Origin of the sequence: Streptomyces sp. NPDC006012 (assembly GCF_042871185.1) — a bacterium.
In the GTDB taxonomy this organism is placed as follows: domain Bacteria; phylum Actinomycetota; class Actinomycetes; order Streptomycetales; family Streptomycetaceae; genus Streptomyces.
The window spans coordinates 161393-180605 of record NZ_JBIAIE010000011.1 but is presented as its reverse complement, the minus strand read 5'-3'; the positions used below and the strand labels follow the sequence as shown (position 1 = coordinate 180605).

The following is a 19213-nucleotide window of genomic DNA, read 5'->3' as shown; positions in this document are numbered from 1 at the left end:
CGCCGGCGAAAGCAGCGGCGAGGCCAGGAGCAGCATCGGGCCACCGTGCCAGGCCCACCCGACAGCCCGCCCCGACAGCTCCGCCGCCAGGGTGCGGGTGGACTTCACCGTCCACCGCGACGGAGACTCCGGATCTCCGCACTCGTCGGGCTCGAACAGCGTCAGCAGACCCGGAACCAACTCCCGGTCGAGATCCCGTAACCGCTTGCGGTCCGGGCGGCCGCCCGGATCCGGGCGCTCTCCTGCCAGCCCCGCTCCAACGGGCGCAGCCCACGCGACACCGTGGATTCCGCAGCGCCCACGGCACCGGCCGTCAGCCGGATCCCGCCCTGGCCACAGACCCGCGCAGCCGCACCGAGCGCCGGCCGCCGCTGCCGCTCATTCAGATGACCTCTGTATCCAAGGACGCGGCCAAGCGTATCGGCTGGCAATTAGTTCACGGTGGGACGGGGCCTGCAAGACAGGTTACACAGATGTGGAAACCGTGAATGCTTTTATCGAAACCATCCTCGACTACACCATATTCTGCATATTCCGCGCGATTTGCGGTCTTACTGCCGTCCGTGAAGTTACATTCAAGTGGGAGAAATGTTGTTACCTTGGTAAATCCAAGCCCAACCCACAGCATCATTACCGGGACTGGTGTCTATATGGATCCCGGCTCCGCGTAGTCACAGTCACTCGTGCAACCCGCCGTGGCGGGTCGACTTGCAGGAGCCGCATCAGCAACCCCCGTCAGGTTTACGCCAGTCGAACCAGCCGCGGCGCGGCTGCAACAACGACTGCTCGCCCCCATCTCTTCCGGAACATTGCACATCTCACCTTTTCTGCGCAGCCGCCCTTTTGACGGAGAATCAGCATACGCAAGGAAATGGCCAGGTGGCCATCTCTGCTGCCGTGAGCATGGACACGTGAACCGCCAGCTCCTGCGATTCGTTGCTCTTGCCATCTCCCTTCCTGTGTGTAGCGGTGTACAGACCTGACGCTCTCATATGCTGTCCGACAGCGGAAGCTCGCGTCCGGCAGTGCGCCTTCACCACGAAGCGCAGGAAGCGATCCCGCTCGACCGACACGAATAGCCTCTAGCTTCTTGATTTTTCCCGAGAATGCACGATCATCAATGGGGAATACGAGAACGACGTGACGAGGATTGTAATGATGCTGCGTCCTTTACTGCCTGATGACAGCTCATCGACCCTGCAGATCGCCAGCCGTGCACAGCCCGGCTGCCCCTCCGCGCCGGTCATCAAGGTCACTGTCCACGAGGGCGATCCGCTCTCACGTGCCGGAGTGGCAAGCCACATCACCCAGCAGCACGACATGACGGAGACAACGCACCTGAGCCGCGACGCAGGAGCGTCGAAGGACCTCGCCGTGGTGTTGCTCGACCGCGTGGACGCGACAGCAGCCGTCCGGTTGAGGAAGCTGTCGGCGGATCGCCGGCAACGGGTCGTCCTGGTCGTCGGCGAACTCGACGAGAACCAGCTGGAACTGGTCATGGAGGCAGGCATTCACACCATCGTCTGGCGGCACGAGGCCACACGGGAACGGCTCCTCAAGGCGATCCACGCGGCCGGCCGTGACGAGAGCGACATACCCTCCGACCTCCTGCGCCGGCTGATGAACCAGTTGGGCCGCCGGGCCCGTGAGACATCCCGGAGCACCCCTCCTGCCGGCCGTCCCACGGCCCGGGAACTGAGCGTCCTCAAGCTGGTCGCGCAGGGACTCGGCACCAAGGAGATCGCCGACCGGCTCAGCTACTCGGAACGAACCGTCAAGGGCATCCTGCACGACGTCATGATGAGGCTCCACCTGAAGAACCGGGCCCACGCCGTGGCCTACGCCATCCGGGAGGGTTACATCTGACCGCAGGCGAACACCGGGAACCCGGAGACGACCCCGTCGGCGGGCTCGCGTGCGGGCCGCGGTGGGTGTGCTGAGGGCCGCCGTCGCCCCGGGCGAGCCAGGCCCTGCCCGAGGGCTGGACGGGTGGGACCTGGGGGCAAGGGGCTGATGCCGGCACTCGCGTTCCCAAGGCGGGCGGGCGGCGATGTCGACAAGAAGGGGGACAGTCCGCCGCCGAGTTCACGCAGGTGGAGCACGGTGGCCAGGATCCGGCCGACCGGGGTGAGCTTGGCCTTGGCGCCGGTTCCGGGAGCTACTGGCGATCGTGACCGTCGACGTGTGCGGAGCACTCGTTCGCGTTGAACCTCCGTCTCAGCTTGGTGTGTCACCTCGCCCGTTCACCTGACCCGCTGCTCTCGTTTCGTTCCCGGGACAGCGGGGGCGGCCGTTCTTCACGTTTGGAGGTGTCGAGCAACGTCGCCATAAAGAGGGGCCGTTGGCGAAGAGTCACGCCCCTGAACAGCCTGCCGGCGCCGCGCAATCGAAGCCGCACACGCCCAGCAGGCCCGAACCGCAGCCGGAGGCGGCGAGCCCCGGCCAGCGGGCGGTGCCGTGCGTAAGCGCACCGACCCGGAGGTTCTTCACGCCGACAACCAACGGCTCTGCGGCCAGGTCAGCGGCCTGTTCTTACCACCCCGGAGTCAACGAAGGGCGCATCACTGATGTCAAGCTGCAGAAACGCCTGATGGCCAGCCGCGCCGGAGTCTCGCTACTCCGCCACCGCGTCGGTCTGATCGCCACCTCCGCCGCCGTACGGGCCGGCCGACCATGTCACCGAGATAATCCGCGACTACGAAAATCTTGCCAGGGCCAGCCAGAGGAGTACGCCGACAAGGCACCGATTCCTACCGCCTCGCCACCACCCGCGCCCGCGCCGGGCAACAGGCCGCCGGCTGAGCGGCGAGAGACCATCCGACCCTCAGTTCTCCATGAACCGCCGGCGCCAATACCCGCAAGCGCTGAAGGGGGTTGCCAGCATGAGGTGAGAGCTGAGGGAGACGGCCCTGCGGTCGAAGTCGGCGTCCAACCTGGCAACGAGCCTGCCGAGGTCTGGCCGAGCACCACGGGGAAGCCGCAGCAGCACGTCCTCCACACGGTCTCGTGCCACCAAAGGGTGACAGCACTCGCAGCCGATCACCGGATCCGGCAGAACGCGCCCTGGCTGCCCCAAATACGATCGGCACTCGGCCAGGGCAGCGGCCACAGCCCCAGCCCACAGGCGCTCTTCTTCCAACTTCCGGATCGCTACGCGAGTCGCCGCGGATACACCACGGATCGGGGGACTTCACCGCACCGTCCCCACACATCAATGCGTCGGTGAGTTCGAATAACTCGTCGCGCCGGGCGGTCGATCATTTGGGGAACCGGGAGGCGCTCTGCCGGCGGACCGCCGAGACCAGCCCGCCGGGCCGCTCCTCGCGCTGCGGCGGGGAGCTGATCGGGCGGCCGTAGGCGGCAGCGCGCTCCCGCAGGGTGTAGCTGTCGGCCTCCCAGCCGTGCCCGGCCAGCCAGCCCACCGGGTCGTCGGGCATCTCCGAGACCCACAGGGACGCCGCCGATCCCGGCGCGGCATCCGCGCTGAAGCGCTCGATCACACCGCGCGAGCCCAACGTCAGCCCCATCCGACTGCCTGCCGCCGACTGCGCGCTGATCCGGGCCAGCAGCAGCTCCACCGCATCCTCGGGCAGATAGATCAGTAGTCCTTCGGCGATCCACGCGGTCGGCACGGCCGGGTCGTGCCCTGCGGCGGCCAGCGCGCCTGGCCAGTCCTCACGCAGATCCACCGCGACGGTGATCCGCTCGCAGCGCGCAACGGCCCGCTCCTGGCGAAGCACCGAAGCCTTGAAGTCCAGTGGGGCGGCGGTGTCGACCTCGAACAGCCGGGTGCCCTCGGGCCAGTCCAGCCGGAAGGCCCGGCTGTCCATGCCGGCGCCGAGCAGCACGACCTGCCGGACCCCGGACGCGGATGCCTGCTGCAACAGGTCGTCGAGGAACTTCGTCCTGATGACGATGGAGAACGACACGGCCAGCCGGCGGCGGCGCGCGGCCTCGTCATCGGGCGGCGGCGAGGAGCGCCACAGGCCGCCGGCGGTGGCGAAGGCCTGGGCCAGTGGGTCGCGGAACAGCGCATTCTCCCGCTCGGTCTCCAGGGCCCGCACCCTGGCCACCCCCACCGCCGTGGCCCACACTCCGGACGGCTGCACCCGCTCCTGCTCATCAGTCACCGCGCCAGCCTAGTGCCGCAAGCTGCCTACCGCGGCTGGCCGGTGGATTTCGCAGTGGCAGCAGGACGTCCGGTGGGTCGGGGTGCGGTCATGTCGAGCAGGAGCAGGGCGTCGTGGTCGGGGGTGTCGGGTTCGGCGGTGTAGACGCCGATGCGCTGGCCCGGGGTACCTTCGATGTGCAGTGACTGCGAGGTAAGGGTGACCGTTCCGACCTGCGGGTGCTGGAACGTCTTGTGAGCGGGCTTGCGTCCGGTCACCTCGTAGCGCTCCCACAGGCCCGCGAAGTCGGGGCTTTTGAGGAGGAGTTCGCCGACGAGGTTGGTGAGGTCGGGGGCGTCGGGGGCGGTGCCGGCGATGGTGCGCAGGCGGGCGACGCAGGCGGTGATCTGCCGGTCCCAGTCGGGGAAAAGGCCGCGCGCCGCGGGGTGGAGGAAGAGGTAGCGGGCGAGGTTGCGGTGCTTGGCCGGCCAGTCCTCCAGGCCCGCGTAGAGGGCGAGGCCGCCGGGGTTCCAGGCCAGCATGTCCATGCTACGGCTGATGACGTAAGCGGGGTTCGGACGCAGTGACTCGACCAGCAGCTTGAGGTGGGGGCGCACAGTGCGGCTGGGGGCGGGCGGGGGTTCGCAGACGTAGCGGGCGGCGCGGGCGGCGAGCTCGCGCAGGTGCTGGTGTTCCTGGTCGTCCATGTGCAGGGCGCGGGCGAGGGAGTCGAGGACGGCGGGGCTGGGGCGGGTCTCCTTGCCGCGTTCCAGGCGCACGTAGTAGTCGATGCTGATGCCGGCCAGGGTGGCCAGCTCCTCGCGGCGCAGGCCGGGGGTGCGGCGGATGCCGGCGCCGACGGTGAGGCCGGCGTGTTCGGGGCTGGTCTGGGTGCGGCGGGCGCGCAGGTAGCGGCCCAGCTCGGCGCCCTCGCTGTGTGCGCTCGTCGATGCCATGACTCCAGTCTCACCCGATGGGCACCCGCCGCGCAGGGCCGAGGGGGGCCCTGTCATTACCCCTGAACAGCCCGCCCTGCCACACCGGAGCAATCCGGGCGACGGTGAATGCGGAAGACGCCGCCCCTCGACGCCGCCCAGCTCCGCCCGGCATGACCTGCCGGGCCGCGCGGCAGCGAGGGGACGGGCAACGCCACCAACCGGAGAAGGCGAGATGCACTACATCAAGCTGCGTGACCTGGAGGTTTCCCGGATCGGCCTGGGAGCCATGGGCATGTCCCACGGCTACACCGGCTCGGGCACCGACGACGCGGAGTCGATCCGGACCGTGCACCGGGCGCTGGAGCTGGGCGTCACGCTCATCGACACCGCCGAGATCTACGGCCCCTACACCAACGAGGACCTGCTCGGGCGCGCGCTGAAAGGCCGCCGCGACAAGGTCGTGCTGGCCACCAAGTTCGGTTTGGTCTCGCATGGCGGCGACGGCGCCTGGAACCTGGACTCCAGCCCGGCCAACATCCGCACCGCCGTCGAGGGCTCCCTCAAGCGCCTGGGCACCGATCGCATAGACCTGTACTACCAGCACCGCGTCGACCCGAACACGCCGATCGAGGAGACCGCCGGCGCCGTGGGCGAGCTGATCGCCGAGGGCAAGGTCCGCGCCTTCGGCCTCTCGGAGGCGGGCCCGGACACGATCCGCCGCGCCCATGCCACCCAGCCCGTCACCGCGGTGCAGTCCGAGTACTCGCTGTTCACGCGCGGGATCGAGGAGCGCGTGCTGCCCGTGCTGCGGGAGCTGAACATCGGCCTGGTGCCGTTCTCCCCGCTGGGCCGCGGTTTCCTGACCGGCACCGTGCGCTCCACCGACCAGTTCGACGAGAACGACTTCCGCCGCGACAACCCCCGCTTCACCGGTGAGAACTTCAAGCGCAACCTGGCGCTGGCCGACGAGGTCAAGGCCCTGGCCGATGAGGCCGGTGCCACGGCCGGTCAGGTGGCGCTGGCCTGGCTCCTCGCGCAAGGCGACGACATCGCCCCGATCCCCGGCACCAAGCGCGTCAGCCGGGTCGAGGAGAACACCGCCGCCGACGCTGTCACGCTGACCGCCGAGCAGCTCGACCGGCTCTCCGGCCTGCCCCCCGCCGCCGGCGCCACCCACACCGAGGCCCAGGCCCGCATGCTCGAACGCTGACACCCGTCGTCCCGACCACAGCACGACCCCTCGTTTGGAGTAGCACCCTCATGCGTGCAGCAGTGATGTACGGAGCCGGCGACGTCCGCGTCGAGGACCGGCCCGACCCGAAGATCGTCCAGCCGGCCGATGCCGTGGTGCGCACGCTCGCCGCGTGCGTGTGCGGCAGCGACCTGTGGCCGTACCAGTCGATGCCCACCGCCGGCACCGGCCGCCCCATGGGGCATGAGTTCCTCGGCGTCGTCGAGGAGACCGGCGCGGACGTGTCCGGCCTGAAGACCGGTGACCTGGTCGTCGCACCGTTCACCTACAGCGACAACACCTGCGACTACTGCGCCAAGGGCCTGCACATCTCCTGCCGCAACGGCGGCCGGTACGGCTTCGACGGCGTGGACGGAGGGCAGGGCGAGGCCGTCCGCGTCCCGCACGCGGACGGCACCCTGGTGAAGCTGCCGGTGGCCGCCGACTCCGCGCTGCTGCCGTCGCTGCTGGCGCTGTCCGATGTGATGACCACCGGCCACCACGGCGCCGTCACCGCCGGCGTCGGCCGCGGTGATGCGGTGCTTGTGATCGGGGACGGAGCGGTCGGCCTGTGCGCGGTGCTCGCCGCGAAGCGGCTCGGCGCCGAACGGATCGTGCTCGCCGGCCGCCACGCATCCCGCACCGGCCTGGGCCGCGAGTTCGGTGCCACCGACGTGGTCGCCGAGCGCGGCGAGGAAGGCATCGCCCGCATCCGCGAGCTGACCGGCGGCACCGGCGGCGTGGACAAGGTCATCGAGGCCGTCGGCACCCCCCAGGCCCTCGACACCGCGCTGGGCACCGTCCTGGACGGCGGCACCATCAGCCGCCTGGGCGTCCCCCAGTACGAGCAGGGCCCGATCGGTCCGACCGGGTTCATGCGCAACATCACCTTGACCGGCGGCGCCAGCCCCGCCCGCGCCTACATCCCGGAACTGCTCGCCGACGTCCTGGACGGCACCATCGCCCCCGGCCGCGTCTTCGACAAGACCTTCCCCCTGGACCGGACTCCGGACGCCTACCGGGCCATGGCCGACCGCCAAGTCCTCAAGGCCCTCATCCGCCCCTGACCACCCGCCCCCACCCGCACAGCGAAGGACGTCCCGCTCATGCGGACCGTCACCCTCAACAACGGCGTCGAAATGCCGATCCTCGGCTTCGGCGTCTACCAGATCCCCGCCGACGACACCGAGCGCGCCGTCGCCGAGGCCCTGACCGTCGGCTACCGACTGCTGGACACCGCCGCCTACGGCAACGAAGAAGCCGTCGGCCGCGCCATCACCTCCAGCGGCATCCCGCGCGAGGAGCTGTTCGTCACCACCAAGCTGTGGGTCCAGGACGCCCCCGCCCAGGACAACACCCGCCGCGCGTTCGAGACGTCCCTGAACAAGCTGGGCCTGGACCATCTCGACCTGTATCTGATGCACCAGCCCTTCGGCGACGTCTACGGCCAGTGGCGCGCCATGGAGACCCTCGACCGCGAGGGCCTGACGAAGGCGGTCGGTGTCGCCGACTTCTACCCCGACCCCCTGGTAGCGGTCGGCGTATCAGTCGGCGACGGCGGGCTCGGCTAGGGCGGCCGGGACGTCGCGGACACCCAGGCGCAGGTGCTCGACGTGGTACAGGGCCTGGTCAAGGAGTTCGGCGACGTGGTTGTCGTACAGGGCGTAGACGATCGAGCGGCCGTGGCGCTCGCCGGTGACCAGGCCGAGGTTGCGCAGCAGGCGCAGTTGGTGGGAGCAGGCGGAGGCTTCCATGCCAACGGCTTCGGCGAGGTCGCTCACCGAGCAGGCGCCTTCCTGGAGACGGGCCAGGATGTAGAGCCGCGAGGGTGTGGCGAGGGCCTGGAGGGTGGCGGCGACGTCGGCGGTGCCGACAGCGTCGAGGCGCTCGCGGGTGGTGGCGTTGCTGGCGGTGTCGGTTCCGTGGCCCATGTGGACATCATACCCATCACACCTGAAGACCTGTTCAGACATTCCTGTATGGTGGATGTGTTGTCCCGTCCGCCCGTGAAGGGTTGTTTTGTCATGTCTTCTGTCCTGGATCAGCGGCCCGCGCCGGCCGCGGCCGGGCCGCGCCCGGCTCCGCCTCGGCGGCGCACCCGGGTGCTGGCGCTGCCGGAGGCCCGGTGGGCGCTGGCCGCGCTGGTCCTGTTCCTGATCGCCCTCCCGCTCAACCTGCTCGGCGCCCCTGCGTGGCTGTGGGGTTCGCTGTTCGCCGCCACCTACATCACCGGTGGCTGGGAGCCCGGTTGGGAGGGCCTGAAGGCACTGAAGGACAAGACTTTGGACGTGGATCTCCTGATGGTGGTGGCCGCCCTCGGCGCTGCGGCCATCGGGCAGGTCCTGGACGGGGCGCTGCTGATCGTCATCTTCGCGACCTCCGGCGCCCTGGAGGCGGTGGCGACCGCCCGCACGGCGGACTCCGTACGGGGCCTGCTCGACCTCGCGCCGACGACTGCGGCCCGGCTACTGCCCGGCGGCGGCGAGGAGACAGTCGCCGCCGAGGACCTGAAGGTCGGGGACGTCATCCTGGTGCGGCCCGGCGAGCGGGTCGGCGCCGACGGTCAGGTCCTGGACGGCGCGAGCGACGTCGACCAGGCCACCATCACCGGGGAGCCCCTGCCCGTGACCAAACAGACGGGGGACGAGGTGTTCGCCGGCACGGTCAACGGCACCGGCGCCCTGCGCGTGCGCGTCGAGCGGGATCCGGCGAACTCAGTGATCGCCCGGATCGTGAAGATGGTCGAGGAAGCCTCCGAGACCAAGGCTCCCACCCAACTGTTCATCGAGAAGATCGAGCAGAGGTACTCGATCGGCATGGTCATCGCTACCCTCGCCGTCTTCGCGATCCCGCTCGCCTTCGGCTCCGCGCTCCAGCCCGCACTGCTCCGCGCCATGACGTTCATGATCGTGGCCTCTCCTTGCGCGGTCGTGCTGTCCACGATGCCGCCACTGCTGTCCGCCATCGCCAACGCCGGCCGCCACGGCGTGCTGGCCAAGTCCGCTGTCGTGATGGAGCGCCTGGGACAGGTCGACGCGGTCGCCCTGGACAAGACCGGCACCCTGACCGAGGGCACGCCCCGCGTCACCGATATCCGTCCCCTGTCCGGCTCCGGGTTGGACGAGGACGGTCTGCTCGCGCTGGCAGCCGCGGCCGAGCACCCCAGCGAGCACCCGCTCGCCCGCGCCATCGTCGATGTCGCCCGCGAACGCCGCCTGCCGCTGCCCGAGGCGCTCGACTTCGCCTCCTCCCCCGGGCAGGGCGTGAGCGCCACCATCGCGGGCCGCACCGTCCAGGTCGGATCGCCCGCCCGCCTTTCGGCCACCACCGGGCCCGCATCTGCGGCGGCGGTGGAGCTGGCGGAGGCCGGGCAGACCGCGGTCCTCGTCATGCGCGACGACGGCCCGGTCGGGGTGATCGGCATCGCCGACCGGCTACGGCCGGACGCCGCCGCTACCGTCACTGCACTCACCGAGCTGACCGGCCGAAGCCCGGTCCTGCTGACCGGCGACAACGAACGCGCCGCCCGCCAGCTGGCCGCCCAGGTCGGCATCACCGACGTCCGTGCCGGACTGCTCCCGGAGGACAAGGTCGCCGCCGTACAGGAATGGGAAGGCGAAGGCCGCAAGGTGCTGGTGGTCGGTGACGGCGTCAACGACGCGCCCGCCCTAGCTGCCGCGCACACCGGCATCGCCATGGGCAAGGCCGGCTCCGACCTCGCTCTGGAGACCGCCGACGCCGTCGTCGTCCGCGACGAACTCGCCACCGTTCCCACCATCGTTGCCCTCTCGCGAACCGCCCGGCGCTTGGTCGTCCAGAACCTCGTCATCGCCGCCGTCTTCATCACCGCGCTGGTGGCCTGGGACCTCATCGCCACCCTGCCGCTGCCGCTCGGTGTCGCCGGGCACGAGGGCTCCACCGTCATCGTCGGCCTCAACGGCCTACGTCTGCTGCGCGAAGCCGCCTGGACCAACCCGGACCGACGGGGTGCCGCGTGAGCAAGCGCTCCCGCCGCGCCGCCTCCGCCCCCGGAGCCGGGGCGGGAGCAGAACGGCCTACGGTCACGGTGTGCCGCGGCTGCTGCTGCGGAACACCGAATATCCCCGGCATCGACCACGCCGCCCAACTTCGGCATCTGCGAGAGGCCTTGGACGGGACGGCAACAGTCCGGGTCACCGACTGCCTCGATGCCTGCGAGCGCGCCAACGTCGTTGTCGTCCAGCCCTCCGGGGCAGGGCGCCGGGCCGGCGGCCGGGCCGTCTGGCTCGGCCTGGTCAACGACCGAGACGCCACAGCCGACATCACCGCCTGGGTCGAGAGCGGCGGCCCCGGCGTCACCGAGCCGCCCGGCATCCTCGACCTCTACGCCTTCAGCCCTTCGCGCCGAGTGCGCACCGAACTCGACGAGTAGGGCGCTTCGGGCCCTCGAACCCGCGCGTCAGCGCCCCCTGACGAGTACCGGACGTGCAGGTTCGCGTGTTTAGCCCTCCGGGATTTCGCGAACCCGCGCGCTTCCGACCGCGCGATGTCCAAGGTCCGCAAGGGCGAGCGTGGCCGCGGCGGAGTCGAGCGGCGCCTGGTCGGCCTCCGCGCCCGCTCCCCCCATGAGGGCGAGACCGGCCGGGCATGGCTAGAAGAGGCCCAGCACGCGATCAGCGCGCGGGTCGTATCCCACGGGAGCAACCACCACTTCTGCAGACAGTTGGCGTGTGTTGCCGCTTGGCCGACAACGCTGGCAAAGCACGATGCCCGACACACTCCCGCTCGGCCGTCCATGTCGAGAGCCCGTGGGCCGCGTTGCACTGCCCTCGTGGAGTTGCGCCACTGCACCCGGGCCAGGATGCCGGACAGGAGGTTTGCGTCACCGCCGGGATTGATCACCAGGCGCAGGTGGGCTTGCTGATCGCCAGCCCGACGGGCCTTCTCGGCGGCCGCGCTGACAGCGTTGAGGGTGTGCCGGCCGTGGTGCAGGAGTGCTTCGCCGGCGAGAGTGAGGGCGACGTGCGGCGACGACCACGCACCGGTGGCCATCGCCAGCGCCATCCTGCAGCTGCGCGTGGCCGACCTCGATGCCTTGAACGCGGCCTTCACCATGCCCGGAACGGTCGACCTCATCAAGCGCTGGCAGGGCCGCCACCCGTACAAGGCGATCTGGGCCAACCACGAGCCGCTGGCATGAGCAGCTACGTCGGCAAGGCCGGTCTGGTCACCGGTGCCGGTAGCGGGATCGGGCGCGCCGCCGCGCTTGAGTTCGCCCGGCGCGGCGCTGCGGTCGCTGTGCTCGACCTGGACGAGGACAGCGCCCGCCAGACCGTGGAACTGATCGCGAAGAAGGGCGGCCGAGCCGAGGCCGTGGCCGTGGCCGTCGACATCAGCGACGAGGAGTCCGTGCAACGTGCCGTGACTCAGGTCGTGGCAGCCTTCGGCGGGCTCGACTTCGCGGTGAACAACGCAGGAATTCCGTCACACAACCGTGTCCTGACGGAGATGTCGGTCCAGGAGTGGGAGCGCGTGCTGCGAGTCAACGTGATCGGCACATGGCTGTGCATGAAGTACGAACTGCCCGCGATGAAGCAACACGGCGGCGGGGCGATCGTCAACGTCGCCTCCAACGGCGGCCTGTACGCGATCCCCGGCGCCCCGGCGTATGTGGCCAGCAAGCACGGCGTCGTCGGCCTGTCCAAGGTGGCCGCCGTGGACTACGCGCCGGACAACATCCGAGTCAACGCGCTGTGCCCGGCGCCGACGAAGACCGCCATGCTCGACGGTGTCGTCGCTTCGGCCGGTGCGCAGATGGTCGAGCAGCAGACGGCCGTGACCCCGCTGCGCAGGCTGGCGGAGTCCGAGGAGGTTGCAGCCGCGGCTGTGTGGCTGTGCTCGCCGGACGCCTCCTACGTCACCGGCACCGCCCTGTCGGTCGACGGCGGCCGCCGGGCTTGAGCCGGGGCAACGGACGGCGGTGGGATCTACGGATTGGAATCAGAGATGACCGACCACAGCATCATTGCAGTAGAGGAACTTCATCTCTCCCGCGTTCCTCCAGCGGGCCCACGGCGGAGGACGATTTCGGCCGAGGGCGCCGCGGCCGTCGTTCTTGGGCAGGGCGGCGGCGGACGTCGGCGGCCACGGCGCGGGCGTGCCCGGTGAGCTGGACGGCGATCTGCTCGTAGTCGCGCGGTTCGAGTGGGTCAGTTTGCACTCCTAGGGCATTTTGTGTTTCAGCTCGGATTTGCGAGAAACCATCTGACAGCGGCAGCGCGACAGGACAGCGCCACTCCGGCCCCCGAGTTTGCCCCAGTGCACAAGGGGGGGCTGGCCACACCATCGACCGACCCGTTGCCCGGATGGTACGGCAGGTTTCGGACAACGAGGCTGAACGCATACAGATCCACCAAGCAAAAGGGAACCCTCTGTGTTCAGCTTCAAGTCGCCGCGTCACCGTACCGCCCGCACCGCTGCAGTCGGCGCTCTCGCTGCTGCGGCTTGCGTCACTGTCATGGCCGGCAGCGCGGGAGCCATCGTCAACGGATCGGACTCCACCGAGAGCTACCCGTTTATGGCGGTCATCCCGGAGTCGGCCCCGGACCAGGGTCTGATAGACGGGAACTGCGGGGCCTCGCTGATCGACCAGCAGTGGGTGCTGACGGCGGCTCACTGCATAAAGGTCGAGGGGCTCAAGCTGGACGGCATCGTGCGGGTCGGCAGCGACCACCGCAAGTCCGGCGGCACCGTCCGGAAGATCGACCGGACCTTCGTCCATCCCGGCTATGTCAACGGCGACAACAAGGCCGCCAACAAGAACGACATCGCGCTGATACGCCTGGACCACCCGGTCGCCCAGCAGCCCATCAAGATCGCCGAGCAGCCGGGGCCACCCGGCACGCCGACCCGGCTCCTGGGCTTCGGCACCACCGTCGAGACCGAGTTCAAGTTCCCGGACCGGCTGCAGGAGCTGAACACCCGCAGGGGCACCGAGTCCGAGTGCGCGCCCGGCTACGCGGACCGGACCCGGCTGTGCACGATCACCACCGTGCCCAAGGCCATGGCGTGCTTCGGGGACTCCGGCGGACCGCAGATCAAAAAGGGCCGGGACGGCCGTTGGGAACTGATCGGCGTCACCTCGGGACCGGGCGCCCCAAAGGTGCCGTGCTCGCAGGGCCCCGGCCTCTACACCAGCGCGCCCGCCTACATGGGCTGGCTCGACAAGACCATGAAGACCAACAGCGCTCCGTCGACCGCGGCCAACGACGACCTCGCCGAGACCGGCACCAACGACAACACCGCGGCAATCATCGGCGTGGCCACCGCGCTGATCGCCGCCGGTTGCGGCACCGCCCTCGCAGTCCGCCGCAAGACCCGCCACGCCGCCTGAGCACGGCCGCCCGAAGGGGGATCACCTGCAAAGCCGCGGCGGCCTCATCGCGTTGCCGCAGACACGAACAGCTAGTGCCGCGGCAGGCAACGTTTGCCCGTCAAGGAGCGGCGTCCGGTGCGTGCTCTCGGCGTGCCGGCCGGAAGTCCTCGTACTGGACGTACTTGGGCTTTCGGCCGGTGCGGCGAGAGTGCGTGCCGGGGGTCGCGACGGGGCGAACGTTGCCTGTTGCGGCACTAGCAAGGAGGCCCGTCGTGGGCTGCTCGCGGCGCAGGCCGAACTCATGCTCGGCGAGACCCAACCGAGCGCCGGCACCCCGCACGCCGAGGTCAAACAACAGCTCGTGCGGCTGGAGAACGCCCTCCGTGCGGAACTGTCCCGGCCGGCCGATGAGCGTTGAGAGGCGTACCCGGCCGGCACCGCCAGACGGCGGCGCAGGTACGGTGGACGCGCTGCTCAGACCTCGGCCACGGGCAGCGTTGCCCTGTGAAGCGCGGGTTCGGAGCAGCCGATCGAGCGGCTGCTCCGAGTCCCCGGGCCGGTCAGTTGACGGCCAGGACCGCCGTGTTGTTCGTGAGGTCCGGGTCGAAGTCGAAGGGGTGCTCGCCGAACTCGCCGAACGTGGGGTGGATGCTCACGGCACCGGTCGCGCCGGGCACCACGGTGTCGACGCGCACGGAGAACGCGAACGTACGCTGAGTGTCCTCCAGCACCCAGTACCGAAGGTCGCAGTCGTAGCGCGGGGCGCCCGTCTGCTTCGGGTAGTAGCCGCCGTCGAGGGTGCGTGGGTAGCAGTCGGACGGCACACCGGTGACCTTGGTGCCCTCGGGCACGACCAGCCGGACTTCGGCGACCGGGTCACCGGAGCCGAGGTTGCCGAACCAGGCCGGGCCGTTGTTCTTGAACGTCAGCTCTGCCGTGGCCGTCTCGCCCGCCGCGCCGGAGATGGCATCACCGGTCACGGAGAAGTCCGCGGTGTTTTCCACGCCGATCTGGAGGACTGCGTAGTCGTTCTGGGAGTCGATGTCCTGGGCGCCGTCGCCCGGCTCGATGTCTATGTCGAGCCGCTCGTTCAGCGCGTGCGGGGCGAGTCGCACCGCCAGCGGCTCGGGCAGCTCGAAGGAGTCGCCTGGCGCCAACACCTGGTCGAACGTGCAGATTGCCATGTTCGACGGTGCGTAGTCGTCGCCGTCCGTCGTGGTGTAGGTGCAGTCGTCGTACCGGGTCAGATATGACAGGCCGTACGAGGCGTACAGCTTGACGGTGAACCCGTTCGCGCTTGCATTGCCGTTGTTGGTGATCTTGAGCGGGATCGTCCGCGTGTCGCCGGGCTGACCGTCCTCGATGTCGCCGATGGGGTCGATGGCGAGGTCAGGCCCGACGCCGACAGTGAGCGTGGTGTCGGAACTCTCGCGGGGCGCGGTGAGCGTGCCGTCGGGGCCGCCGGTGGCCGTCGCCTCGTAGGTGATCCTGCCCTGTGCGCCGGCTTCGGCGCCGTCGGCCGCGCGCACCGTCAGGAACACCTGGTCCTCGTAGTCGCCACCGATCGCGGGCACCACGGGAACGTCGCAGACCGCACTCGTGCCGCTCGGCGTGCAGTTGTCAGGCCAGGTCACCTCGGCGACCCCGGTGAGGTCGGAGACGTCGACGGTGAGTCTGCCGTCGGTCACCGTGAAGTTCTCGTTGTCGTGGTAGATGCCGACGCCGAGGGTGCGGGACTGCGGCGTACCCCCGTCGGTGCCGAGCGGAAGCGTCTGTTCGTACGGCTCGTTGATCCACAACTGGTCGGTCTGCGGCGGGTCGTCGTCAGCGAACGCGGGCGCGGCGAGGCCGGCGGTCAGCAGGCCGGCCACCACCGCTACGACGGCACCGGATCTGAGACGTACCGGACGTCCAGCGGAGAACAGTCTCATTGCTACCTCCCAAGGGTGTGGTAACGGGACTGACGTGCCGGCAGCTCCGGCACGCCGGCAGGATCATCACATGGCAGGGCAGCCCACCGCCCCTGGTTTCCCGGCCCTGTTGGAGAACACCGGGCTACCGGCCAGCCCGCTCGCATCTCCCGAAGTCATCGAAGACCTGGACCGCTGTGCCCTGCACAAGCTGCGGCAGGCACTGCGCGCTCACACACGGCGTCCATGACGGTGTCTTGATCGGCTGTGGTTAATTGTCCTGGCATGGGGACAGTGGAGCGGCCGGCGCCGAACGGACTGTGGGAAGTCTTCCAGGATGTGGCGCCGGAGCCGCCGATCCGCGTGCAGCGGGGTGGCCGGCGGCGGTGTGATGATCGAGCGGTGCTCGCAGCGATCATCTTCGTTGCGACGTCAGGGTGCACGTGGCGGCAGGTGCCGCCGGTCTGCGGTGCCTCCTGGCAGACCGTGCACCGACGTTTACCGACTGATCGGCGGCCCGGGTGTGGGCCAAGCTGCGCCGTGTCGTGCTGGATCGACTGGCGCGAACGGCGAGCTGGACCGGTCGCGGTGCCCGATCGGTTCGGTCAGCGTCCGGGCGGTCAAAAGGGGGCCTTTGACCGGACCGCAGCCGACTGATCGAGGCAAGCTCGGGTCGAAGATTCACGTCATCTGCAACTGCAACGGGCTGCCGCTGCCGGTGGGTATCTCCGGCGCCACCCTGCACGGCAGTCAGGCCCTGATCCCGCTGATGCGCGGCATTCCGCCGATCCGCTCCCGCTACGGACCCGGGCGCCGCCGACCGGCCAAGCTGCACGCGGACAAGGGCTACGACTACGAGCACCGACGCAGTTGGCTGCGGCGGCGGCAGATCGTGCCGCGCATCGCCCGCCGCGGCGTCGAAACATCCAGGCGCCTCGGCAAATACCGCTGGGTCGTGGAGCGGACGATGTCCTGGCTGAACGGCTGCCGCCGTCTGCACCGCCGCTACGAGCACAAGGCTGAGCACTTCCTTGTCTTCGCGGGCATCGCCAGTGCCCTCATCCGCTATCGCCGGCTCACGCGATGAGACCGGCTCCCACTGCGTCACGGCGCCAAGGGCCTACCAGTGGCGCCAGACCTCTGCCGGAGTGATGTCCCAGGAACTACCCGCGATCTTCACCGTGTTGAAGAACGACGCCCAGCTCACTGCAGTATCGCCAGCGCGCTGCGCACCCCGGTCAAACTCGAAGTCCGGCCAGCCCAGGTCGCCTGTGGGGCTGTACGAGATACCCAAGCCTCGCTCCACAGCGCGCGCTTCCATCTCCGCGTCCAGCTCCGACGGCACACGGCCGATCAGACGGATCCCCTCACAGATCACCTGGGGACCGCGCAGCCCATCCACGAGCACGCAGGTCAAACCGGCGCCTTCGACGAAGTAGGTCATCACAGCAGGTCGATGCCTGTCCGCTCCCGCCTTGCGAAACTCGGCGCGCCACTGAGCGCGCTGCGAGTTCCACCGCTCGATCTCGCTCTCCTCCGCAGCAAAGCCATGCCCCGCCATGATCGTGACCGCTTCACGCTGATCGGCCCCGAAGACCACGGCCCAACCGCCTTGCGGGGAACGTACCCCCACTGCTCCCGCTCCGAGTCTGCCAGCACCGCCCAGTAGTTCGTATGCATCGCCTCAGGATCGTCTACGCGGCGATGCCGTCACCATCCGACCGAACGATCCACGCCGGCATCACAGCGCCTTCGCGACGATGTGCGCGTCCGGCGCATGCATCACGGGCATGCCGACAGCGGCGCCCTTCGTCCAGATCTGGACCGGATCATCCTGCACACCACGGGTGATGATCAGGCCCGGCGCGTCCTCGCGGACGATCTCCGGATTCGAACCGTGGGACAGAACCAGCGCATCGGAACACGTCCAGGTCCTCACCTCTGTGGACCAGGCCACACCAGGCGACCAGGCACTGCTGTCCTGCTTGATAGCTGCAGGAGACCCGGACATGGCTTCGTCCTAGCGGGAGGTCGCCGGCGCGCTGGGGCTGGAGTCACCTGATGACGACGATGTCCTGCGCGATGTACTCGAAGCGGACGTTCAGCAGGTCCAACGCTACTGGCGCCACCGGTAGGACCTGCGACTTCGTCGTATGCCCCGGTGCCGGTGCGGGGACGACTCCCCCTTCTTGTCCGAGCCGGACTTCCACCACGAGCAATCCCCACTCGTCCTGGAAGCGCCGGAAAGGACGCTCTTGGCCAGTGCGGCGTGTTGCGCGATGTCACGGTCGTGGTGTTCGCGGTGAGTCAGGAGGTCTTCCTCTGAACCAAGCCTGCGGAGACTGGTGCGGTGCCTAGGTCGCTGTCGCCATCTTGGTGGCGCAGCACCCAGTCGTCGAGGTCGAGGGCTGTTTCCAGCGGTTCCCTGGTCATGTGGGCGCGCAAGCTGCTCACCTCGCTGGCGGTGCCCGATTGAGTCCCCTCTGGTGAGAGCAGTTCTTCCCGGAAGGCGGCTTCGGACATGGCGAAACGCACCCGAGCGGTGTGGGGAGACACGTTCAGGATGTCGCCGATGACGTGCCAGTCGGCGCCGCCCACGCGCTCGAACACGGCGGCGGCTTCGAAGAACCGCAGCGCGGCGGTCAGTACTCGGGCGGCATCTGCCAGCACGATCCCTGGCGCGCGGGTGGTGCCGTCGGGGTTCAGCTCATGTTCGCCGATCGGGACGGCGGCACGCGCGAGCTCGGCCAGTTCGCAGGCTTCGTAGGCCATCAGCAGTCTCGCTCGTGCCGCGTCCGTGTACGGTACGGTAGGATTCGGGCCATTTTCGGTCATGGCGTCAGCCTCCGCTCCCGATGATCAGTGATGACCACTGCTTCTCCTCCGTGTTCACCCGCGCAGGAAGTACAGGACGGTCGTGATCACGGCCGTCGTCAGGAGGATGCCCCGCAGCATCAAGGCGGGGAGCAGGCGGGCGAGGTGGGCGCCGGCGAAGCCCCCGATCACGGCGCCGACCAGCATGGCGGTCAGGAGCAGCGAAGCGCTCAGCGCGTCCGAGGCGATGAGGAACAGCACTGTGGCGCTGAGGTAGATGGCCGCGAGTTGAGTGATGCGCATCGGGTTGCTGACCGCGGCGTCGAGGCCGAGGCCGATGCTCCACAGGGCCAGCATCATGATGCCTACGGCTCCGCCGAAGTATCCGCCGTACATGGCGAGGATGAACTGTCCGATCAGGATGGCCCGTGAGCTCATGCTGACCGAGCGGCCCAGCGCGCTGCCCAACGCCCGGGAGAGGTGGCGGCCGAAGGCGAGGATCACTGTGGCGAAGGCGAGCAGCCACGGTGCTGCGGCGTCAAACGACGAGGCGGGCAGCACCAGCAGCAGGCCGGCCCCGACGCCACCGCCGATCACACTGATCACTGTCAGCGCCTTCGTGGACGCAGGCCCCACAGGGGTGAGTTCACGTCGGTACACCCACGCGCTGGCCACGGCGCCGGGTACGAGGGCGGCCCGCGACACCGCGTTCGCGGTCACCGGTGGCAGGCCGAAGGCGACGAGGGCAGGTAGCGCGACGAACGTGCCTCCGCCGCCCATGGCGTTCAGGACTCCGGCAGCAACACCGGCCAGCAGGACAAGAGAAAGCTCGATCACCTGCCGAGCATCACCCGTGG

The 19213-nt window shown here is 69.3% G+C and carries 18 protein-coding genes and 3 pseudogenes; 11 read left to right on the top strand and 10 right to left on the bottom strand.

Annotation, left to right across the window (positions count from 1 at the left end; translation table 11 throughout):
- Positions 1-72: 72 nt before the first annotated feature.
- Positions 73-431: pseudogene (locus tag ACFYPJ_RS20875) on the bottom strand (ISAzo13 family transposase); the annotation flags it as partial.
- A gap of 709 nt (positions 432-1140) precedes the next feature.
- Between ACFYPJ_RS20875 and ACFYPJ_RS20870 the strand changes: the two are divergent.
- The gene (locus ACFYPJ_RS20870) at positions 1141-1866 is read left to right on the top strand and encodes a LuxR C-terminal-related transcriptional regulator (protein WP_389019058.1); all 726 of its coding nucleotides are present in this window, start codon (positions 1141-1143) and stop codon (positions 1864-1866) included.
- Positions 1867-3257: 1391 nt separating this feature from the next.
- Here ACFYPJ_RS20870 and ACFYPJ_RS20865 read toward each other — a convergent pair.
- Together ACFYPJ_RS20865 and ACFYPJ_RS20860 are read right to left on the bottom strand one after the other, a co-directional pair.
- Positions 3258-4130, bottom strand: a complete 873-nt coding sequence (locus tag ACFYPJ_RS20865; RefSeq protein ID WP_389019055.1) for a class I SAM-dependent methyltransferase — start codon at positions 4128-4130, stop codon at positions 3258-3260.
- A 26-nt stretch (positions 4131-4156) separates the two neighbouring features.
- On the bottom strand, positions 4157-5065 hold the full coding sequence (locus ACFYPJ_RS20860; protein ID WP_389019052.1) for a helix-turn-helix transcriptional regulator: 909 nt from the start codon (positions 5063-5065) through the stop codon (positions 4157-4159).
- Between the two features lie 214 nt (positions 5066-5279).
- On the opposite strand from ACFYPJ_RS20860, the gene ACFYPJ_RS20855 reads away from it, so the two are divergent.
- The 3 genes and pseudogenes from ACFYPJ_RS20855 to ACFYPJ_RS20845 form a co-directional block, all read left to right on the top strand.
- A complete protein-coding gene (locus tag ACFYPJ_RS20855; protein ID WP_389019049.1) occupies positions 5280-6257 on the top strand; it encodes an aldo/keto reductase in 978 nt (325 codons plus the stop codon).
- Between the two features lie 50 nt (positions 6258-6307).
- Positions 6308-7345 carry a zinc-binding dehydrogenase gene (locus ACFYPJ_RS20850; protein ID WP_389019046.1) on the top strand — a complete coding sequence of 346 codons (1038 nt, stop codon included), beginning with the start codon at positions 6308-6310 and terminating at the stop codon, positions 7343-7345.
- A gap of 39 nt (positions 7346-7384) precedes the next feature.
- Positions 7385-7810, top strand: a pseudogene (locus ACFYPJ_RS20845) (aldo/keto reductase); the annotation flags it as partial.
- A 12-nt stretch (positions 7811-7822) separates the two neighbouring features.
- Here ACFYPJ_RS20845 and ACFYPJ_RS20840 read toward each other — a convergent pair.
- Entirely contained in the window at positions 7823-8209 is a 387-nt protein-coding gene (locus tag ACFYPJ_RS20840; protein WP_389019044.1) for an ArsR/SmtB family transcription factor, read from the bottom strand.
- A gap of 93 nt (positions 8210-8302) precedes the next feature.
- On the opposite strand from ACFYPJ_RS20840, the gene ACFYPJ_RS20835 reads away from it, so the two are divergent.
- From ACFYPJ_RS20835 to ACFYPJ_RS20815, 5 genes are all read left to right on the top strand, one after another.
- On the top strand, positions 8303-10276 hold the full coding sequence (locus ACFYPJ_RS20835; protein ID WP_389019041.1) for a heavy metal translocating P-type ATPase: 1974 nt from the start codon (positions 8303-8305) through the stop codon (positions 10274-10276).
- Positions 10273-10689, top strand: a complete 417-nt coding sequence (locus ACFYPJ_RS20830) for a (2Fe-2S) ferredoxin domain-containing protein (RefSeq protein ID WP_389019038.1) — start codon at positions 10273-10275, stop codon at positions 10687-10689. Before ACFYPJ_RS20835 ends, ACFYPJ_RS20830 begins: the two co-directional genes overlap by 4 nt.
- A gap of 612 nt (positions 10690-11301) precedes the next feature.
- Positions 11302-11457: a hypothetical protein gene (locus ACFYPJ_RS20825; protein WP_389019035.1), complete on the top strand. Its 156-nt coding sequence runs from the start codon at positions 11302-11304 to the stop codon at positions 11455-11457.
- Positions 11454-12218 carry an SDR family NAD(P)-dependent oxidoreductase gene (locus ACFYPJ_RS20820; RefSeq protein WP_389019033.1) on the top strand — a complete coding sequence of 255 codons (765 nt, stop codon included), beginning with the start codon at positions 11454-11456 and terminating at the stop codon, positions 12216-12218. The genes ACFYPJ_RS20825 and ACFYPJ_RS20820 overlap by 4 nt, the downstream gene beginning before the upstream one ends.
- A 556-nt stretch (positions 12219-12774) precedes the next feature.
- On the top strand, positions 12775-13650 hold the full coding sequence (locus tag ACFYPJ_RS20815; RefSeq protein WP_389019030.1) for a trypsin-like serine protease: 876 nt from the start codon (positions 12775-12777) through the stop codon (positions 13648-13650).
- A 542-nt stretch (positions 13651-14192) separates the two neighbouring features.
- Here ACFYPJ_RS20815 and ACFYPJ_RS20810 read toward each other — a convergent pair.
- The gene (locus ACFYPJ_RS20810; protein ID WP_389019027.1) at positions 14193-15563 is read right to left on the bottom strand and encodes a hypothetical protein; all 1371 of its coding nucleotides are present in this window, start codon (positions 15561-15563) and stop codon (positions 14193-14195) included.
- Between the two features lie 70 nt (positions 15564-15633).
- Here ACFYPJ_RS20810 and ACFYPJ_RS20805 point away from each other — a divergent pair, with 70 nt between their 5' ends.
- Both ACFYPJ_RS20805 and ACFYPJ_RS20800 read left to right on the top strand, forming a co-directional pair.
- A complete protein-coding gene (locus tag ACFYPJ_RS20805; protein WP_389019025.1) occupies positions 15634-15792 on the top strand; it encodes a hypothetical protein in 159 nt (52 codons plus the stop codon).
- A gap of 35 nt (positions 15793-15827) precedes the next feature.
- Positions 15828-16629 (top strand): annotated as a pseudogene (locus tag ACFYPJ_RS20800) (IS5 family transposase).
- 33 nt (positions 16630-16662) lie between these two features.
- On the opposite strand, the gene ACFYPJ_RS20795 reads toward ACFYPJ_RS20800, so the two are convergent.
- The 5 genes from ACFYPJ_RS20795 to ACFYPJ_RS20775 all read right to left on the bottom strand — a co-directional run bounded on the left by ACFYPJ_RS20795 (position 16663) and on the right by ACFYPJ_RS20775 (position 19193).
- Positions 16663-17142, bottom strand: coding sequence for a hypothetical protein (locus tag ACFYPJ_RS20795; RefSeq protein WP_389019022.1), 480 nt, complete (start codon positions 17140-17142; stop codon positions 16663-16665).
- Positions 17143-17283: 141 nt separating this feature from the next.
- Positions 17284-17553 (bottom strand): hypothetical protein, encoded by a 270-nt coding sequence (locus tag ACFYPJ_RS20790; protein ID WP_389019019.1) that lies wholly within the window; start codon positions 17551-17553, stop codon positions 17284-17286.
- Positions 17554-17596: 43 nt separating this feature from the next.
- The gene (locus tag ACFYPJ_RS20785) at positions 17597-17755 is read right to left on the bottom strand and encodes a hypothetical protein (protein WP_389019018.1); all 159 of its coding nucleotides are present in this window, start codon (positions 17753-17755) and stop codon (positions 17597-17599) included.
- 94 nt (positions 17756-17849) lie between these two features.
- Complete coding sequence (locus tag ACFYPJ_RS20780) at positions 17850-18314, bottom strand: hypothetical protein (RefSeq protein ID WP_389019015.1); 465 nt, start codon at positions 18312-18314, stop codon at positions 17850-17852.
- Between the two features lie 117 nt (positions 18315-18431).
- On the bottom strand, positions 18432-19193 hold the full coding sequence (locus tag ACFYPJ_RS20775; protein ID WP_389019012.1) for a sulfite exporter TauE/SafE family protein: 762 nt from the start codon (positions 19191-19193) through the stop codon (positions 18432-18434).
- Positions 19194-19213: the final 20 nt, after the last annotated feature.

Coding starts and splice junctions, on each gene's coding strand:
- ACFYPJ_RS20790 (WP_389019019.1), bottom strand. CDS start 17,553: ATGTCCGGGTCTCCTGCAGCTATCAAGCAGGACAGCAGTGCCTGGTCG.
- ACFYPJ_RS20835 (WP_389019041.1), top strand. CDS start 8,303: ATGTCTTCTGTCCTGGATCAGCGGCCCGCGCCGGCCGCGGCCGGGCCG.
- ACFYPJ_RS20815 (WP_389019030.1), top strand. CDS start 12,775: ATGGCCGGCAGCGCGGGAGCCATCGTCAACGGATCGGACTCCACCGAG.
- ACFYPJ_RS20805 (WP_389019025.1), top strand. CDS start 15,634: ATGGCAGGGCAGCCCACCGCCCCTGGTTTCCCGGCCCTGTTGGAGAAC.
- ACFYPJ_RS20820 (WP_389019033.1), top strand. CDS start 11,454: ATGAGCAGCTACGTCGGCAAGGCCGGTCTGGTCACCGGTGCCGGTAGC.
- ACFYPJ_RS20810 (WP_389019027.1), bottom strand. CDS start 15,563: ATGAGACTGTTCTCCGCTGGACGTCCGGTACGTCTCAGATCCGGTGCC.
- ACFYPJ_RS20780 (WP_389019015.1), bottom strand. CDS start 18,314: ATGGCCTACGAAGCCTGCGAACTGGCCGAGCTCGCGCGTGCCGCCGTC.
- ACFYPJ_RS20860 (WP_389019052.1), bottom strand. CDS start 5,065: ATGGCATCGACGAGCGCACACAGCGAGGGCGCCGAGCTGGGCCGCTAC.
- ACFYPJ_RS20850 (WP_389019046.1), top strand. CDS start 6,308: ATGCGTGCAGCAGTGATGTACGGAGCCGGCGACGTCCGCGTCGAGGAC.
- ACFYPJ_RS20840 (WP_389019044.1), bottom strand. CDS start 8,209: ATGGGCCACGGAACCGACACCGCCAGCAACGCCACCACCCGCGAGCGC.
- ACFYPJ_RS20855 (WP_389019049.1), top strand. CDS start 5,280: ATGCACTACATCAAGCTGCGTGACCTGGAGGTTTCCCGGATCGGCCTG.